We start from the raw sequence: 16460 nt of genomic DNA on the forward strand, positions 1-16460 counted from the left end.
GTAACGTGGGGGCGTGATGCCTTCCGTCCAACAGCTCCGCCCGTTCGCCTACGCGCCCGTCCAGGCGTTCCTGCAAGCCTCCGGACCGGTGGTGCTGATCCAACAGCCGCCGGAGCCGGTGTTCCAGCAGGTGGCGTTGCGGCTGGCGGAGGCGCGCACGGTGGGCATGGCGCACCGGTCCCGGCTGGTGGACCGGCTGCTCGTGATGCTCCAGGCGTTCGACTCCCTGGAGGTCCACTTCCTGGGGCCGGAGCAGGACGGGCAGGAGTTGAAGGTGGGGCGGACGGAGGGATGCGCGCTGATGGTGCACGACCCGTCCGTGTCCAAGCAGCACGCGGTGCTGCGCTGGCACGCGGCGCAGGGCACGTGCTCGGTGAAGGACCTGAAGTCGATGAACGGCACCTGGCTGAACGCCGCGGAGCTGGGCGAAGGCGAGGAGCGGATGCTCGCGGACGGGGACGCGCTGGCCTTCGGGGATGCGCAGTTCCTGTACCTGCGAGCGGAGACGCTGCACTCGCACCTGCGGCTCGCGAGCCCGGGTGGAGGGATGTGACTACTCCGCAGGAAGCTCGCGGTACGTCACGTCCGCGGACCCAGTCGTTGCAGGGCTTCGACGAAGCGTTCGCTGACGACGCGAGGGTTGGCCCCGTCGATACCGAAGACGTCGAGGCCCTCCGGAATGGAGGAGCGCAGCAGCCAGCGCTTCGGAGGCAGGGAGAACGACTCGGGCTTGCCGCAGAGGTCACACGCGGGCGTCTTCCATTCGCCGATGCAGTCGGGATGCAGCCGGGCCATGGGCCGGGCTTCCAGCTCATAGAGCGCTGGCATCGTGCTCCGGCGGGACCGGAGCTCCATGCGGACCGCGATGATGCCCCGCAGGCCTTCGGCCTTGAGCAGTTCCACCGCGTCCTCGCGGAGGAGCACTCGCCATGCGGGCCAACAGGTGATGGGACCGAACCTGCCTCGCGCCGTTCCGACCATGGGCCCGAACGAGCCCCCCGCTCTCACAGGAAGCTCGGGAGGAACAAAGGGGCGAATGAGCGTCACCAGCCGGTTGTATTCCGCGACGGACATGGGCCCCTTGGAATCAGCCAGCACCGGCTCGTCGACAGCGGAGAGGTCCACGGATGGAAAGGCATCCATCCATGACCAGGGGCCGAACCTGGGACAGTTCACGCCGGACAGGTGCCATCGGTGCTCGGCCCGGTACTCACCGCTCCATTGCGGCTCCACACCGTCAGGCGGGCCACGAACTTCGAAATAGCGCATGGCTCAATCCTCGAAGGGTACGGGCAGCAGGTCGACCTGCTGCCAATACGTCATTGGAAGACCGAAGAGTTCGTATTTTCGAATCATCCATGCGGCGTGCTCGAAATGATCCGGAATGTCAGCCTCGGACCCTTGAAGTTCGATGAAGGTATTCCAATCTCGATTCCAGGGCCCGCCCAACGCGCCACGATGGATGCGTGCGTGAACTTCCGCATCGATCATCAAGACGTACTTGTGGATCTCAATACCCTTGTCCTCGAAGTGCTTCTTGAACGCCTGCGGGAAGATGTGGTGCCGCTCCTTCGGCCGCTTCGCCCACTCCTGTTGCGCCTTCTCGCGGCGAAGCTCACTGGGCAGCTTCTCCCGCCGGTGCCAGCGGAAGACCATGACGGGCACCGCGTCTCGCGGCAGGCCCTGCGCGCTTCCCCACGTCCGCTGTGGCCTACTGCCGGGCGCGACGAAGATGGGCGCCACCGGCGTGGCCCCTCGCGTCCGCACGATGCGCTTCGGTGCCAGGTCCTCGCAGCGGAACAGCGCGCAGACGTCGTCGTCGCAGACCTGCGTGAGGCACTGGTCCTCGGCGCTGGCTTCGCACTCCGTTCTCACGGGTGCGGAGGCGCACCCCAGCAGCAGCACCAGCCACAGGCACACGACGCGGAGACCGGCTCCAGAGTCTCGTCTCATTTTCCCGTTATTTCACGTTAAGTTCCGTGAAGCCCAGGAGGCGAGCAGCCCGGTCACGGGGCACGGCGCGCGGTCAGGGGGTCCGTTATCCTGGGGGCTCCTCACGACACCGAGAGCGCGCACACCATGGGAAGGCTGTTGGTCCTGCTGTTCGTCTACCTGGGCGCGTACCTTGTGCTGCGCAGGCTGTTGCCCGCCGTCACCCGGGGCTGGCGCCATGGCGTGCTGGTGGGCCTGTCTGTCTTCGCGTTCGCAGCCTGGACCGTGCCCGCGGTCACCGGCTACGGCCTGCACCACACGCCTCCGGCCCTGGTGCCGGTGAAGCTGTTCGCCGTGGTGTGGAGCATCGCCGCGCTGCTGGTGATGCTGATGGGCCCGCCGTTCCTCATCCTCAAGCTGCGCGCGGAACGGAAGCGGCAGGCCGCGCCTCCCGGCGTGGACCTGGAGCGCCGGAGCCTCCTGGTGAAGGCCGGTCAGGCCATGCCCGTCCTTGCCATCAGCGCCAGTGGCGTGGGCGTCGTGGGCGGCAGCCTGGGCTTCAGCGTTCGCGAGGTCGAGGTGAAGCTGCGTGGCCTCCCCGCCGCGCTCGATGGCTTCCGCATCGGGCAGATCACCGACGTGCACGTGGGCCCCTTCATCTCCCCCGAGTACCTGCGCGGCGCCGTGGAGGTGATGAACAAAGCGGGCGTGGACCTCCAGGTGATGACCGGTGACCTCATCGACGACGTGAATCAAGTCGACGAGACCATGGCCGCCCTCGCCTCCACGACGGCCCGCCACGGCATGCTCGCGGTGCTCGGCAACCACGAGCACTGGCGCGGGCTCGATGAAGTCCTGGGCGGCTATGAGCAACTGTCACAGCGGGGCGCGCCGGTCCGGCTGCTCGTGGATGAAGCCCATGTGCTGGAGCACGGCGGTCAGCGCGTGCGCGTCGTGGGCGTGGACTACCCCATGTCCGGTCCCAGCCGCGCCGGACGCGACCGCCGCTGGCAGCGCTCCGCGGAGACGGCCTTCAAGGACGGCAACCCGGACGACGTGGTGCTCTGCCTCTCCCACCACCCGGACTTCTTCCCCTACGCCGCCGAGCGCGGCGCACGCCTCACACTCGCGGGCCACACGCACGGCGGTCAGGTGGCCTTCCTGGGAGTGCCGCTGTTCGGCTTCGCCTTCAAACACATGCTGGGCCGCTACCGCTTCAAGGACAGCCACCTCTACGTCTCCGGCGGCACGGGACACTGGCTCCCCTTCCGCATCGGCGTCCCGCCCGAGGTGACGCTGCTCACGCTGCGCAGCGCCTGAGTCCTCCGTGGGTGAAACGGGGTCCACGTACGTCCAGGTGTAACCGGCCGCGCACGCATTTCGTACCGGTGAGCAAGGAGAGTTCCTCATGCTCACGAAGCTTCTGTCGCGCCCCCTGCCGCCGCCCCCCGCGCCCAAGCCCGTCCTCAACGCCCGTCCCGCGGCGCTTCCGACGCCGGCCCCCATCCAGAACACGGCGGTGCGTGCGTTCCAGGGCGCCAGCGGCTTCGAGCCGCCCCGGCCTCCGAAGCCCTTCCTGCCTCCGCTTCCGCCTCCGCCTCCGCCCCTGTCGCCCGGGGACCTCGGGAAGCTCATCAACCCTCGAGGCGCCGCCGTGGCGGAGGCCCTGGAGACGGGCAACCCGGTGCCCTTCACCAACACGGACGGGAAGACGGAGCAGGTCTCCGTCACGCAGCTCCCCCCTGGCTTCGCGGGCGGCGGTGACGACGTCTACGTGGTCACCGTGGGGAACGACCGGTTCACCGTGAGGGTCGAGGAGGGCGCCGACGTGGACACGGAGGACGTCCTCGCCCAGGTCATCGATTCGTACAGCGAGACGCCGGAGGACCTCCGGGGCTCGCTCGAGCGCGTCGTCATCAAGAAGGATCCGGATCCGGACAACGCCGCCGCTCGGGCGGGCGACGGCACCATCACCTTCTATGACGGCGGGGCCAACGTCACGGACGACATCTTCCATCACGAGATCGGCCACCTCATCGGCCGGCAGGTGGAGGACGCCAACGACAACTTCCTGTCCGGCATCCTCGAGAAGCTCGCGGGCGAGCCCCCGCCCATCCCCGACGGCTGGGCGGAGGCCGCCGCCGCGGACGGCAACCACCTCAACGACTACACCGAGGACAGCTTCAACGACTCCGGCGTCTACACGGAGGACTTCGCGGAGGCCTGGTCCGAGTACATGCGCGCGCTCGACGGCGGCCCCGAGGCCCTGGCCGCGTTCGAGCAGATGTACCCCGAGCGCTCCGAAATCCTCGAGGACATCTACCCGCCGCCGGCCTGAGCCCGCGCGTCCGCGTCGAGCCATCGCAGCGGCGTGTCCCGCCCCATCGCGATGAACGGCGCCCAGTAGTGCGGATGGGGCTGAGCGACTCGCAGCTCGCGCATCGCCTCACGCAGCGCAGTGGCCAGGCCCTCGCCGCCGAGCAGGTGGCGATAGTAGGTCTCCATCAGCGTGCGCGTCGTCGCGTCGTCCACCTTCCAGAGGCTCATCACCACCGTCTCCGCGCCCGCCACCAGGAAGGCCCGGCGCAGACCGTAGACGCCCTGGCCCCGGCGGACCGCGCCCCGGCCCGTGTCGCATGCGGACAGGACCACCAGTTGAGTGCCCCACAGGTCCAGCCCCGCCAGCTCCAGCGCCGTCACCAGCGCGCTGTCGGAGGCGTTCGTCTTCTCCGTCTCCCCCGCGAGCAGCAGGCCGGAGCGCAGCAGCGGATCCGGCGGGCGCGCGGCCTGAGGGTCCTCGCCCAGCGCTCCGAAGGTCGCGACGGCCCGCGTGTTCTCCGGCGCGGCGGCGTCCTCCAGGAAGAAGCCGTGGGTAGCCAGGTGGAGGATGCCCGGCGTGCGCAGGTGCAGCAGCCGCTCCTTCGTCGCCTTCGGTCCCAGGAACAGCTGCGCCTGCGGGAACAGGCGCTGGATGGCCTCCGCCTCCTCACGCGAGCCCGGCAACGGCACCGGCGCCCAGTCCCGCGCCACCAGGTCCTCGCGCCGCAGCGACGGCGAACGCTCCGCCACCACGGGCGCGCTTCCCACGGAGGCTTGCAGCCCCGTGTTGAAGGCCGGATCCGCCAGCACCACCACCGAGGACGCGGGCCGTGGCTGCTGCGGCCGGGGCAGCAGGTCCTTGCCGGACGTCACGTAGGTGAAGTCGTAGCTGTCCACCAGGTACTGCCGCCCGTCGTGCAGCGCCGCGAAGGGCACCAGCGCCAACTGACCATCCGGTGAGAGGAAGAGGCGGCGGGCCTTCCCCAAAAGCGGGAGCAGCGGCTGGAACGCGAGCCGGTAGAGCGCGTGGGCGGAGTCCTCGAAGGCCGCGTCCCGGCGGGCCAGCGCGTCGCGCAGGCTGGAGGCCGCGGCTTCGATGGGCGCCGCGGGCCCCAGGTCCAACGCGCGGATGTTACCGTCGGGCAGGAGCACCAATGCCAGACAGCGGAGGTGGGCCGTGCCCGTCCCCAGCACGAGGGGACGGTCCTCGTAGGTGATGAACTCCACGAGGGCGCCATCGTCCGGCAGGGCCCCAGCGACACGGTCGACGATGTCACCCGGCGCGGGCAGCGCGGCCAACGCGCGCAGCGGCGCGGAGCGGCTGGCGAGCGTCGATTCCAACGCATCGCCCTGCTCGGTCAGCGCCGTGAGCTGCCGCTGATACGAGGACGGCGTGAGCGTGCCGGGCCCGTGCAGCGAGAGGCTGGCCAGTTGGGTGCGCAGCTTGCGCAACCGCTCGAAGGTGCCGCGCTCCTCCGCGCCCAGGCTCCGGTAGACCGCTCGGGAGATGTCCGCGGTCTCTTCCACGGAGCGGCCCTTGAGCAGCAGCGCGGCGCTCAAAGCCAGACGCCGGATGTCCGCGGAGCCCGGGTGCGCGCGCACGAGCGCGTAGAGCTGCTCCTCGTCCGCGCGCAGGTGCTGGAGGAAGCTGGCCAGCCGCGCCTCGGAGAACTCGAGCGCCTCGCGGCGCAGGCGCTGCTCGGAGACTCCGAAGGCGCGCGTGAACAAGGGCACTGCATCGTTGAGGCGGTGCTGCGCCAGACGCAGGAGCGCCAGGTTGTTGAGTGACGCCGCGAGATCCGGATGGTTCCGGCCCAGCACGGCCTCACGGATGGCCAGCGCGCGCTCGTAGAGCGGCTCCGCCTGGCGGTACTTCCCCTGGTCCCGATAGAGCGTGGCCAGGTTGTTGAGCGAACCGGCGACATCCGGATGGTTCCGGCCGAGCACCTCCTCCCAGATGGCCAGCGCGCGCTCGTAGAGCGGCTCCGCCCGGTCGTACTTGCCCTGCTTCCGGTAGAGCGTCGCCAGGTTGTTGAGCGAAGCCGCCACGTGCGGATGGTGCTTGCCGAACGCCTTCTCCCAGATCCGGAACGCCCGCGCATAGAGCGGCTCCGCCCGGTCGTACTTCCCCTGCGCCTGATAGAGCGTCGCCAGGTTGTTGAGCGCGGCGGCCAGGTCGGACGGGCTGCCGTCCGTCGCCGCCTCCCGGATGGCCAGCGCCCTCGCGTAGAGCGGCTCCGCGCGGTCGTACAGCCCCTGGTCCTGATAGAGATTGGCCAGGTTGTTGAGCGAGTCCGCGACCAGCGGATGCTTCTTGCCCAGCGCCTCCTCCCGGATGGAGAGCGCGCGCAGGCCCAGCGGCTCCGCCCGGCCGTACTGGCCCTGGTCCTGGTAGAGCGTGGCCAGCGTGTCGAGCGAGTCCGCGACGAGCGGATCCTCCTTGCCCAGCGCCGACTCGCGCAGCGCGAGCGCCCGCACGTAGAGCGGCTCCGCCCGGCCATACAGCCCCTGCTCCCGGTAGAGCAGCGCCAGGTTGTTGAGCGAGTCCGCGACGGTGAGGTGGTGCTTGCCGAGCACCGTCTCCCGCAGGTCCAACGCGCGCGAGTAGAGCGGCTCCGCCCGGCTGTAGAGCCCCTGCTGCTGATAGAGGTTGGCCAGGTTGTTGAGGGACTCGGCGTAGGCGGACTGGTTCTCGCTGAGGGTCACCTCCTGGCTGGCGAACGCGCCCATGCGGCGGCGCTTGTCCATGCTGAACAGGTTGTTCGTCCGCCGGGACATGGCGTGCCCGTGGTCGTAGAAGCCCCCGGCCTGACGGTCCGTCTCCATGTTGGGGGAGGCCGCGAAGCTCAGCAGCGAAGCCACCGTGACGGCCTTCGCGGCGTCGTCGTTCACCACCGCTTCGCGGATGGCCAGCGCGCGCTCGTGGGCGACACCCGCCCGGGCGAAGTCCCCCTGGAGGCGATACACCTCTCCCAGCAGGTTCAGGCAGTAGGCCACGTCCGGATGCGAGCCCCCGAGCACGGCCTCCCGCAGCGCCAGGGCCTGCTCACCGGGCGCCACGGCCTCGGCATAGCGACCCGCCTCGTAGAGCGTCGCGGAGCGGTCATAGGCCTCGCTCGCTTCCGTCAGCCGGGGGTCCGAGGGCTCCCGCCCCACCGGCATGATCGAGGCACACCCCAGTGCCATCATCACCATGCACCCGAGAACCCACCGCATTCCGACTCCTCCTGGGGACTGGGATGACCCATCCGAGTCCCCCTTCCCGACTTAGAGACAGGGACCCCAAGAATCATGCAGGAACGTGTGCGCGGAGCACTTCCTACTGGCCATACCCCCGGAATTGCTGGAACACGCGCTCCATTTCGGCGTCGTCCAGCACCACGGGCTCGCCAATCTGGAGCGCGCGCCAATACATGGCCGCCAGCGTCTCCACCTCCACCGCCAGCTTCCAGGCCGCCGCCAGGTCCACGCCCAGGGCGACCATGCCGTGGTTGGCCAGCAGACACGCCTTGCGGCCCTCCAGGGCCACCATCATGTGCCGCGCCAGCTCCGGCGTACCAAAGGTGGCGTACTCCGCGCACCGGATGTCCGTGCCGCCCGCGGCGGACACCATGTAGTGGAAGGCGGGGATGCCCCGGCGCAGGCACGCCAGCGTGGTGCTGAACATGCTGTGCGCGTGCAGCACCGCGCCCACCTCCGGCCGCGCCTGGAGGATGTCCCGGTGCAGTTGCCACTCGGTGGACGGCTTGCGGTGGCCCTCGTGCGAGCCGTCGAAGCGCATGAGGACCAGGTCCTCCGGCGTCATCGTCTCGTAGTTCATCCCGGACGGCGTGAGGAGGAAGCCGCCCTCCACCCGCTGGCTCAGGTTGCCGGACGTGCCCTGGTTCAGCCCGGACGTGTTCATCCGCCGCGAGGTGGCCACCATCGCCTCGCGCAGTGCCTGGTGGCCCCCCGCCCCGCTCACTTCGCGGGGCTCCGCTGCGCGCGCCGCTCCGGGAAGAGGGACAGCATCCCCTCCTCCGTCGCCGGACACACGCCGCGCTCCGTGATGAGCGCCGTCACCAACCGCGCGGGCGTCACGTCGAACGCGTAGTTCGCGGCGGGGCTCCCCGGCGGAGTGATCCGCACCGTGGCGATGTCCCCCGAAGGCAGCCGGCCCGTGACGTCGCTGAGCTCCGTGCCGTCGCGCTGCTCGATGGGGATCTCCTTCACGCCGTCCTGGATGGTCCAGTCGATGGTGGGCGACGGCAGCGCCACGTAGAACGGCACGCCGTTGTCCTTCGCGGCCAGCGCCTTCAGGTACGTGCCGATCTTGTTCGCCACATCCCCGCGCGCCGTCGTGCGGTCCGTGCCGACGATGCACAGGTCCACTTCCCCGTGCTGCATCAGGTGGCCGCCGACGTTGTCCGCGATGACCGTGTGCGGGACGCCGTGCTGTCCCAGCTCCCACGCCGTCAGCACCGCGCCCTGGTTGCGAGGACGCGTCTCATCCACCCAGACGTGCAGGGGCAGGCCCGCGTCGTGCGCCAGGTACATGGGCGCCAGCGCCGTGCCCCAGTCCACCGTGGCCAGCCAGCCGGCGTTGCAGTGCGTGAGCACGTTGAGCCGCCCCTTGCGGCCCTTCTTGTCCCACGCCTCCTGGAACAGCTTCAGCGCGTGCTCGCCGATGGCGCGGTTGATGGCCACGTCCTCGTCGCACAGCGCCGCCGCCTGCCGGTACGCCGCCGCCACGCGCTCGGACGGCTTCAGCGGCGCGAGCACCTGGCGCATTCCATCCAGCGCCCAGTGCAGGTTCACCGCCGTGGGCCGCGTGGCGCGGAGCATGGTCAGCGCCTTCTCCAGCGCGCCGTCGGACGCGTCCTGCCGCATGGCCAGACACACGCCATAAGCGGCCGTGGCGCCGATGAGCGGCGCGCCGCGCACCAGCATGCTGCGGATGGCGTGGCCCGCTTCGTCCGCCGTGGACAGCTTCACCTTCACGAACGCGTGCGGCAGGCGCGTCTGGTCGATGACGCCGACGCTCCAGCCGTCGGACTCGACCCAGATGGAGCGCATCGGAACGCCTTGGACTTTCATCGCCGTGTCTTCCTTGTTCCGTGCGCTTCAGCGCTTGAGGACGCGGCCCGCCACCGCGGAGAGCTTCTCCACCATGGCCGGGTCGCGCGCGTCGGGCGACGTCATGATGGCGTGCTCCAGCGCCGTCTGGCAGCCGGAGTGGCACGGCGTGGAGTGCTGGCCCACGAGCGGCGCGATGTTCTTCACCAGCCCGCGCGCCTTGCCCGCGTTGCCCAGCAGCACCGCGACCACCTGGTCCACCGTCACCGCGTCGTGGTCCGGATGCCAGCAGTCGTAATCCGTGACCATCGACACGCTCGCGTAGCAGATCTCCGCCTCACGGGCGAGCTTGGCCTCCGGCATGTTGGTCATGCCAATCACGTCGCAGCCCCACTGCCGGTACAGCTTGCTCTCCGCCAGCGTGGAGAACTGCGGGCCCTCCATCACCAGGTACGTGCCGCCGCGCACGACCTTGATGTCCAGGCCCTCGCACGCGGACATCACCGCGTCGCCCAGGCGCGAGCACGTGGGCTTCGCCATGGACACGTGCGCCACCAGCCCCTGCGAGAAGAAGCTCTTCACGCGCGCGAAGGTGCGGTCCACGAACTGATCCACCACCACGAAGGTGCCCGGCGGCAGGTCCTCGCGCAGGCTGCCCACCGCGGAGACGGAGAGGATGTCCGTCACGCCGCTGCGCTTGAGCGCGTCGATGTTCGCGCGGAAGTTCAGCTCCGACGGCGGGATCTTGTGCCCACGACCGTGGCGCGGCAGGAACACCACCGGCTGGTCGCCGATGCGCCCGAAGCAGAACTCGTCCGACGTCTCACCGAACGGCGACGACACCCGGCGCCACGAGACATCCGTCAGGCCATCAATCTGATACAGGCCGCTGCCGCCGATGATGCCCAGCACGGGCTTGTTGGAACTCGACATGGATGGGGAGACTCCGCTCCGGGATGAAGAATCGATTCAGGACACGTGCGCGAACGGGTCGAGCGACGTGAAGTCTTGGAACACCGGGTGCCCGTGGCCGGGCGGCAGGGCCACCTCGCCCCGGTCCAGGGCCGCGGTGCGCAGGCCCGCCTGCTTCGCCGCGTCCAGCTCCGCCGTGTTGTCGGAGAGGAACAGGATGTCGCCGGGGGGCAGCTCCAGCGCCTGGGCAATCTTCGTGTACGACGCCGCCTCCACCTTGGGCCCGGTGGTGGTGTCGAAGTAGCCGGAGAACACCGGCGTCAGGTCCCCCTCCACGCTGTAGCCGAAGATCAGCTTCTGCGCGGCGATGCTGCCGGAGGAATAGACATACAGGCGCATCCCCTTCGCGTGCCATTCGCGCAGGGCCCGGGCCGCGTCCGCGTGGACGTGGCCCTTGAGCTCACCGCGCGCGTAGCCGTCCGCCCAGATGAGCCCCTGGAGCGTCTTGAGCGGCGTGGCCTTGCGGTCCTCGTCCAGCCAGCGCTGGAGCAGCGCGACGGTGCCCACGTCGCCCAGGGCCGGCTCACCCGCGAGCGTGCGGGCGTCCGACAGGCACTGGCGCACGGCGGCCTCCTGCCCGTGCGTGGCGACGTACTCCGCCAGGTGCTTCCGCGCGAAGGGGAAGAGCACGTCCTTCACGAAGGCGATGGAGCTGGTGGTGCCTTCGATGTCCGTGACGACGGCCTTGGGGGCACTCACGGCGCGTACTTCGGGAAGCGCTCGGCGATGGTCTCGCCGGTGAAGTGGCCCACCCAGCCGTCCGGGCGGATGAAGAAGCGGATGGCGGCGAACCGGGGCTTCTCGCCCATGTCGAACCAGTGCTTCATGCCTTCCGGCACGCTGATGAGGTCGCCGCGCGTGCACTCCACCTGGAAGACCTTGTCGCCCGCGTGCAGGTAGAAGCAGCCGCTGCCCTCCACCATGATGCGCGACTCGTCCTCCGTGTGGGCGTGCTCGGAGAGGAACTTCGCGCGGGCGGCCTCCACGTTGGGGGCGTCCGGCTTGATGCGCGCCACGTCCACGGTGTTGTAGCCGTGGGCCTTCATCTCCGCGTCCACGATGTGCTTGTAGGCCGCGAGGACCTCTTCCTGGCCCGCGCCGTCCGGCAGGTCCACGGAGGCGTTCACGCGCTCGAAGCGCACGCCCGCGGGCTTGAGCTCGCGACGGATGTCCTCGGCTTCGGTGAAGACGCCCAGCGGCGCCTCCGGCTGGTGGTCGTTGTAGACAATCAGCTTGCTCATCGCCGCACCTTCATCTTCTCGAGTTCGTACGTCAGCAGGTGTTCCAGCGCCACCACGTGGCGCCGGGCCTCGGCCATGCTCCGGCCCCAGGTGTAGAGCCCATGGCCGGCAATGAGATACGCGACCAGGTCCGTGCGTTTCGCGAGCATCGCGGTCACCTTGTCCGCGAGCCGGGGGATGTCCTGGTCGTTGGGGAAGATGGGGATGGACACCGCCGTCTCATGCGTGCGCGTGTCACCCAGGGCCTTGAGCAATTCGAAGTCCTGGAGCACCAGCTCGCCTTCCGGCAGCCGCAGGTTCGACAGGAGCGCGGCCACCACGGAGTGCGTGTGCAGCACGGCCTGCACCTCCGGCCGGTCGCGATACAGCTGAAGGTGAAGGGGCGTCTCCGCGGACGAGCCCTTGGGCGGCGGCGCGTGGATGTCCGCGACCAGGATGTCCGCCTCCACCAGCTCGCCCTTGTCCACGCCGGAGCGGGTGACGGCGCAGGTGCGGGCATCCAGCCTGCGGGAGAAGTTGCCGCTGGTGGCGGGCACGAAGTTGCGCACGCTCAAGAAGCGGCCCACTTCGACGATTTCACGGGCCGCTTCGGACAGGGTCGCGGCGGGGGCCGGTTCGATGCTCATCCATCCCTCGGGGGAGCTTGAGGACGCGATGAAACATCGCGTTGATGACACGGAGCATAATCCGGCGATCGCCGGTAGGCGCAAGGGAACGCAACGCAGGACGTCATGCGTCCTGTCACCCCTGCCGGGCCGCTCAGGTCCCGTCGAGCGCGAACGTGGCCAGCCGCGCGAGCTCCTGCTGGCCATTCCCCTCCAGCACGTCGTTGTGGTGGGCGCCCGGCACGGTCACCACGCGGGCCTTCGGGAAGCGCTGGCCCAGCGTGCGGCCCATGTCCACGGGGACCACTTCGTCCTCCTCGCCGTGGATGATGAGGACGGGGATGGGGATGTCCTTCGCCTTGTCGAGCGACTGGAAGCGGTCGCGCATCAGCAGCGCCGTGGGCAGGAAGGGCACGGTGCGCTGGCCCATGGCGACCATGGACGTGTACGGCGACACCAGCACCATGCGTGCGCCGTATCCGCGCCGGGCCATCTCCACGGCGACGCCGGTGCCCAGGCTGCGCCCGCTGAGCACGATGTCCTCCGGCTTCACGCCCTGCTCGCGCAGGAACTGGAGCGCGGCCTCCGCGGACGCGTACAGGCCCGCCTCCGACGGACTGCCCGGCGACGCGCCGTAGCCCGGGTACTCCACCGCGAGGAAGCCCAGCCCCACGTCCCCGAGCGCCTGCCCCAATCTCTGCTGCCACAGGAGCTGCTCGCCGTTGCCGTGGAAGTGCACCACGGTGGGGGCTCCCGGAGGCGCGGGCAGATAGAAGCGGTCCACGTTGAGACCGGTGGCCAGCGGCACCACGCCGAAGCCCGGCTGGTCGCGCAGCTTCGAGGGCTCCGTGCGGGGCGCGGGGTAGATGAGCGAGCGCTGCGCGGCGAAGAGGACCGCGCACAGCGCGAGGTACAGCATGCCGGTGATGAGGACGAAGGCCATGAGGAGTCGGCGAAGGCGTTGCACGCTGGCACTCCATCACACCGCGCCCCGCCGGGGCGACAGAAGGCTCAGTGCAGCATCGCTCCGAAGAGCGACAGGCCCAGGTTCACCGCCGACGCGATGACCAGGCCCGCGCCCACCAGGCCCGCCGCCGTGAGGGCCATGGGGTTGCGGTCCGCGATGCGCAGGCCCTTGTGCAGGGTCTTCTTCAGCATCGTGCGCTGGCAGTGGACGTGGATGCGGCCCTCCAGCGCGGCCTGTAGCTGCGCCACCATGTCATCCACGGACTCGAAGCGGTCCTTGGGGTCCTTGCTCATCCCCTTCTTCACGAACCACATCAGCTCCGCCGGCACCGGGCCCTGCGCGGTGTTCTTGTGCATGGACCCCATGCTCAGCTCGCGCGTCTGCACCGCCGACATGATGTCCGGCACCGACTGGATGCCCTCCAGGTAGTGCGACAGCGACAGGAGCTCGTGGAAGAGGACGGACAGGCTGTAGACGTCGCTGCGCGCGTCCATCGTGTCGTGCTCGCCGCGCGCCTGCTCCGGGGACATGTAGAGCGGCGTGCCCACCACGGAGCCCAGCTCCGTGTGCAGCGGCCGGGCCGAGTGCAGGTCCGTCGGCGCGCCCGCCGGGAGTGCCCGGACCGCGGACGAACCCACGCGGCGCGCGAGGCCCCAGTCCAGCACCGTCACCTCGCCGAAGGGGCCCACCATGATGTTCGCGGGCTTCAGGTCGCGGTGGATGAAGCCCTTGCCGTGCGCGTACGACACCGCGTGCAGCACGCCCAGGAAGATCTGCACCCGCACCTGGAACGGATAGCGCACCAGCGCGTCCAGTTCCGAATCGCGCAGCCGGGCGATGATGGACTCCAGCGTCTCGCCCTTCAGGTGCTTCATCAGGAAGTAGTACCGGCCCTGCTCATCCACGCCCACGTCGTGCACGGGCGCGATGTTCGGGTGGTCCAGCATGCCCACCGTGCGGATCTCCTCCACGAAGCGCAGCACGCGGTCCAGGTCCGCGCCCGGGGGCAGCCGCTTGAGCGCGACCTCCCGCTCGATGTCGTGGTCGCGGATGAGCACCACCTCGCCCATGCCGCCCTGCCCCAGCGGGCGCACCTCTTCAAAGCGCTCGCGCTGAAGAGGGATCACGCTGGGCTGCTGGCCCTTCCATTCCACGCGCGGCAGCACGGTGTTGCGCCGCTGGGTCGTGGATCCACCGGGCGCCAGCGTGGGCGCCAGCGCGGCGGCTCCAGAGTTCGGAGAGATGAGCGTGTTTTCCAGGCCGGCCGCGAGCGATTGACTCATGGGACGCCAGGAATAGCAGGCACTCCCCGCGCGCGCCCACTTACGCGCAGTCCGTGACGCAACCGCCCGAAACCACTAGGGCAGCGGGCGGCCAGGCGTCATTCCTTCGGGGTGAAGGGCACGTCCAGCACCGGCAATTTCGTAGCGCCGGGCAGGTCGTAATGCCACCACTCCATCCGGTTGCGCTTGAAGCCGGCGCCCTCCATGGCCTTGCGCAGCACCTCGCGGTGTTCGCGGGAAGCCGGGGTGCCGCCGGTGTAGCCGTGGTGGGCCGCGGGGGTGAAGTCGTCGAAGGGGGTGGGCATCTCCACCTCCGCCCCGTCCTTCGTCACCAGGGTCAGGTCCACCGCCCCGCCCCGGTTGTGGTTGGAGCCCTTGCGCGGGTCCGCCACGTAGCCGGGCTTGGGCAATATCTTCCACATCTCGTACTGCACCGCGCGCGGCCGGTAGCAGTCGTAGACCTTCAGCCGGTAGCCCTGGGCGCGCAGCACCTCCGCGGCCTGCGTCAGGCGCTTCACCGAGTCCGGCAACAACAGACACCGCGCGCCGTCCGGGTACACCTGCCGCTTGAGGAAGTTGTCCTTCGTCGCGTAGCGCAGGTCCAGCACCAGGTCCGGGATGACGGTGGCCGCGTCCACCAGCTCTGCTTTTGGAGCCTTGGGCGGCGCGCCTCCGAGCAGCGCCAGGGTCAGCGCGAGGCCTGTCGCCGGCAGCATCAGCGCACCCCGTCCGTGTACACGGTGGGGTCCGGCACGCCCGCCTCCTGGAAGCCCTTGGCGCGCAGGAGGCAGCTGTCGCAGCGGCCACACGCGCGGCCCTGGGCGTCCGGGTCGTAGCAGGAGTGCGTCATCCCGTAGTCCACGCCCAGCTTCACGCCGGCCTGGATGATCTGCGCCTTGGTGAGGCCGGACAGCGGCGCGTGCACCTTGAAGGTCGCGCCCTCCGTGCCCGCCTTGGTGGCCAGTTGGGCCATGGCTTCGAACGAGCGGATGAACTCCGGGCGGCAGTCCGGGTAGCCGCTGTAGTCCACCGCGTTGACGCCGATGTAGAGGTCGGTGGCGCCCACCACCTCCGCCAGGCCCAGCGCCATGGAGAGGAACAGCGCGTTGCGCGCGGGCACGTAGGTGACGGGGACGTCGTGGGACATGGCGTCCTCCGTGCGGTCCTTGGGCACGGGGATGTCGTCCGTGAGGGCGGAGCCGCCCACCTGCCGCAGGTCCACCGTCACTACGCGCACGTCGCGCACGCCCATGGTGGCCGCGACCTTCTTCGCCCGCTCCAGTTCGACCGAGTGGCGCTGTCCGTAGGCGATGGACAGGCACACCGGCTCGAAGCCGTCCGCCTTCGCCATCGCCAGGCACGTCGTTGAGTCCAGGCCTCCGGACAGGAGCACCACCGCACGCTTCGCCATTCCATCCTCCACTTCGGGGCGGCGCACGTTACACGACAGGGACAGGCCCCGGGTGTTTCAGTCGATGCGGTCGCCACTCACCGTGTACACGGTGGTGCAGGTGGCCGGGTTGCATTTGCAGCTCGCCCCCTTGCCCGGCAGGAAGATGTCCGTGAGCGTGCCGCACGCGAGCGACACGTCGTAGCCGTTCTCCGTGGGCGCGGGGATGTCACCCTCCGGCACGCCGCCGTCCAGGCGCTTGCAGTCGCGGGCCACGTTGCGCGCCTGGCTGTCGCTCAGGAGCATGACGTTCATGGCCTCTTCGATCTCGGAGTCCTCGCAGCCGGTGCCGCACGAGTCGCGGCGCGCGATGGCGCGGTGGGTGGAGGACACGCTCTGGCCGGTGTAGCCCGCGTCGCGTGAGAAGCCCTGCACGGTGAAGAAGCCCGTGCCCGCGTCGGTGTCGCGGGAGAAGGTGCCCTCGAAATAGAAGCTGCCCGCGTCGTCCAGCTGCGCGAAGTCGCGCGAGCCCGCGTCACACGTGGTGCGCGCGGCGTCCAGCTTCGCCTGGAAGCGGAACGTGCCCATCACCTGGTTGCCCGGGTAGACGGGGTCGGAGAAACAGCCCACCGCCACGGCCAGGGCCGCCGCGGGGAAGAGCGCCACTGCCAGTCGCTTCAGGTGCATGACGCGCTC

Annotated in this window: 17 protein-coding genes; 3 read left to right on the forward strand and 14 right to left on the reverse strand. The window is 69.7% G+C overall.

Annotation, left to right across the window (positions count from 1 at the left end):
• Positions 1–16 precede the first annotated feature (16 nt).
• Positions 17–553, forward strand: coding sequence for an FHA domain-containing protein (locus tag ACX114_RS34900; protein ID WP_459291660.1), 537 nt, complete (start codon positions 17–19; stop codon positions 551–553).
• Positions 554–579: 26 nt separating this feature from the next.
• Here ACX114_RS34900 and sitI6 read toward each other — a convergent pair whose 3' ends face one another.
• A complete protein-coding gene (gene sitI6, locus ACX114_RS34905; RefSeq protein ID WP_459291661.1) occupies positions 580–1269 on the reverse strand; it encodes a SitI6 family double-CXXCG motif immunity protein in 690 nt (229 codons plus the stop codon).
• Positions 1270–1272: 3 nt separating this feature from the next.
• The gene (gene sitA6 / locus ACX114_RS34910) at positions 1273–1953 is read right to left on the reverse strand and encodes a SitA6 family polymorphic toxin lipoprotein (protein WP_459291662.1); all 681 of its coding nucleotides are present in this window, start codon (positions 1951–1953) and stop codon (positions 1273–1275) included.
• A 126-nt stretch (positions 1954–2079) separates the two neighbouring features.
• Here sitA6 and ACX114_RS34915 point away from each other — a divergent pair, with 126 nt between their 5' ends.
• Complete coding sequence (locus tag ACX114_RS34915; RefSeq protein WP_459291663.1) at positions 2080–3252, forward strand: metallophosphoesterase; 1173 nt, start codon at positions 2080–2082, stop codon at positions 3250–3252.
• 88 nt (positions 3253–3340) lie between these two features.
• A complete protein-coding gene (locus ACX114_RS34920; RefSeq protein ID WP_459291664.1) occupies positions 3341–4270 on the forward strand; it encodes a hypothetical protein in 930 nt (309 codons plus the stop codon).
• On the opposite strand, the gene ACX114_RS34925 is transcribed toward ACX114_RS34920, so the two are convergent.
• From ACX114_RS34925 to ACX114_RS34980, 12 genes are all read right to left on the reverse strand, one after another.
• A complete protein-coding gene (locus ACX114_RS34925) occupies positions 4252–7467 on the reverse strand; it encodes a CHAT domain-containing tetratricopeptide repeat protein (protein ID WP_459291665.1) in 3216 nt (1071 codons plus the stop codon). The genes ACX114_RS34920 and ACX114_RS34925 overlap by 19 nt on opposite strands.
• 103 nt (positions 7468–7570) lie before the next feature.
• Complete coding sequence (locus ACX114_RS34930) at positions 7571–8215, reverse strand: class II aldolase/adducin family protein (protein ID WP_459291666.1); 645 nt, start codon at positions 8213–8215, stop codon at positions 7571–7573.
• Positions 8212–9327 carry an S-methyl-5-thioribose-1-phosphate isomerase gene (gene mtnA, locus ACX114_RS34935; RefSeq protein ID WP_459291667.1) on the reverse strand — a complete coding sequence of 372 codons (1116 nt, stop codon included), beginning with the start codon at positions 9325–9327 and terminating at the stop codon, positions 8212–8214. The genes ACX114_RS34930 and mtnA overlap by 4 nt, the downstream gene beginning before the upstream one ends.
• Before the next feature lie 27 nt (positions 9328–9354).
• Positions 9355–10239, reverse strand: coding sequence for an S-methyl-5'-thioadenosine phosphorylase (locus ACX114_RS34940; RefSeq protein ID WP_459291668.1), 885 nt, complete (start codon positions 10237–10239; stop codon positions 9355–9357).
• A 36-nt stretch (positions 10240–10275) separates the two neighbouring features.
• Entirely contained in the window at positions 10276–10977 is a 702-nt protein-coding gene (gene mtnC / locus ACX114_RS34945; RefSeq protein ID WP_459291669.1) for an acireductone synthase, read from the reverse strand.
• Positions 10974–11519 (reverse strand): 1,2-dihydroxy-3-keto-5-methylthiopentene dioxygenase, encoded by a 546-nt coding sequence (locus tag ACX114_RS34950; RefSeq protein ID WP_459291670.1) that lies wholly within the window; start codon positions 11517–11519, stop codon positions 10974–10976. Before ACX114_RS34950 ends, mtnC begins: the two co-directional genes overlap by 4 nt.
• A complete protein-coding gene (locus tag ACX114_RS34955; protein WP_459291671.1) occupies positions 11516–12145 on the reverse strand; it encodes a methylthioribulose 1-phosphate dehydratase in 630 nt (209 codons plus the stop codon). The genes ACX114_RS34950 and ACX114_RS34955 overlap by 4 nt, the downstream gene beginning before the upstream one ends.
• Before the next feature lie 133 nt (positions 12146–12278).
• The gene (locus ACX114_RS34960; RefSeq protein WP_459291672.1) at positions 12279–13091 is read right to left on the reverse strand and encodes an alpha/beta hydrolase; all 813 of its coding nucleotides are present in this window, start codon (positions 13089–13091) and stop codon (positions 12279–12281) included.
• Between the two features lie 44 nt (positions 13092–13135).
• A complete protein-coding gene (locus ACX114_RS34965) occupies positions 13136–14374 on the reverse strand; it encodes a serine/threonine protein kinase (RefSeq protein WP_459291673.1) in 1239 nt (412 codons plus the stop codon).
• 98 nt (positions 14375–14472) lie between these two features.
• Entirely contained in the window at positions 14473–15090 is a 618-nt protein-coding gene (ddpX, locus tag ACX114_RS34970; RefSeq protein WP_459291674.1) for a D-alanyl-D-alanine dipeptidase, read from the reverse strand.
• Positions 15090–15785 (reverse strand): 7-cyano-7-deazaguanine synthase QueC, encoded by a 696-nt coding sequence (queC, locus tag ACX114_RS34975; RefSeq protein ID WP_459291675.1) that lies wholly within the window; start codon positions 15783–15785, stop codon positions 15090–15092. The genes ddpX and queC overlap by 1 nt, the downstream gene beginning before the upstream one ends.
• A 57-nt stretch (positions 15786–15842) precedes the next feature.
• A complete protein-coding gene (locus ACX114_RS34980; RefSeq protein ID WP_459291676.1) occupies positions 15843–16451 on the reverse strand; it encodes a hypothetical protein in 609 nt (202 codons plus the stop codon).
• Positions 16452–16460 lie beyond the last annotated feature (9 nt).

This window comes from Corallococcus sp. M7 (genome assembly GCF_054512695.1).

Excerpts from the sequence above, each read along its gene's own strand:
- queC (WP_459291675.1), bottom strand. The coding sequence starts at position 15,785 with ATGGCGAAGCGTGCGGTGGTGCTCCTGTCCGGAGGCCTGGACTCAACG.
- sitI6 (WP_459291661.1), bottom strand. The coding sequence starts at position 1,269 with ATGCGCTATTTCGAAGTTCGTGGCCCGCCTGACGGTGTGGAGCCGCAA.
- ACX114_RS34940 (WP_459291668.1), bottom strand. The coding sequence starts at position 10,239 with ATGTCGAGTTCCAACAAGCCCGTGCTGGGCATCATCGGCGGCAGCGGC.
- ACX114_RS34980 (WP_459291676.1), bottom strand. The coding sequence starts at position 16,451 with ATGCACCTGAAGCGACTGGCAGTGGCGCTCTTCCCCGCGGCGGCCCTG.
- ACX114_RS34900 (WP_459291660.1), top strand. The coding sequence starts at position 17 with ATGCCTTCCGTCCAACAGCTCCGCCCGTTCGCCTACGCGCCCGTCCAG.
- ACX114_RS34915 (WP_459291663.1), top strand. The coding sequence starts at position 2,080 with ATGGGAAGGCTGTTGGTCCTGCTGTTCGTCTACCTGGGCGCGTACCTT.
- ACX114_RS34920 (WP_459291664.1), top strand. The coding sequence starts at position 3,341 with ATGCTCACGAAGCTTCTGTCGCGCCCCCTGCCGCCGCCCCCCGCGCCC.
- ddpX (WP_459291674.1), bottom strand. The coding sequence starts at position 15,090 with ATGCTGCCGGCGACAGGCCTCGCGCTGACCCTGGCGCTGCTCGGAGGC.
- ACX114_RS34955 (WP_459291671.1), bottom strand. The coding sequence starts at position 12,145 with ATGAGCATCGAACCGGCCCCCGCCGCGACCCTGTCCGAAGCGGCCCGT.
- ACX114_RS34965 (WP_459291673.1), bottom strand. The coding sequence starts at position 14,374 with ATGAGTCAATCGCTCGCGGCCGGCCTGGAAAACACGCTCATCTCTCCG.
- sitA6 (WP_459291662.1), bottom strand. The coding sequence starts at position 1,953 with ATGAGACGAGACTCTGGAGCCGGTCTCCGCGTCGTGTGCCTGTGGCTG.
- ACX114_RS34950 (WP_459291670.1), bottom strand. The coding sequence starts at position 11,519 with ATGAGCAAGCTGATTGTCTACAACGACCACCAGCCGGAGGCGCCGCTG.
- mtnA (WP_459291667.1), bottom strand. The coding sequence starts at position 9,327 with ATGAAAGTCCAAGGCGTTCCGATGCGCTCCATCTGGGTCGAGTCCGAC.
- ACX114_RS34925 (WP_459291665.1), bottom strand. The coding sequence starts at position 7,467 with ATGCGGTGGGTTCTCGGGTGCATGGTGATGATGGCACTGGGGTGTGCC.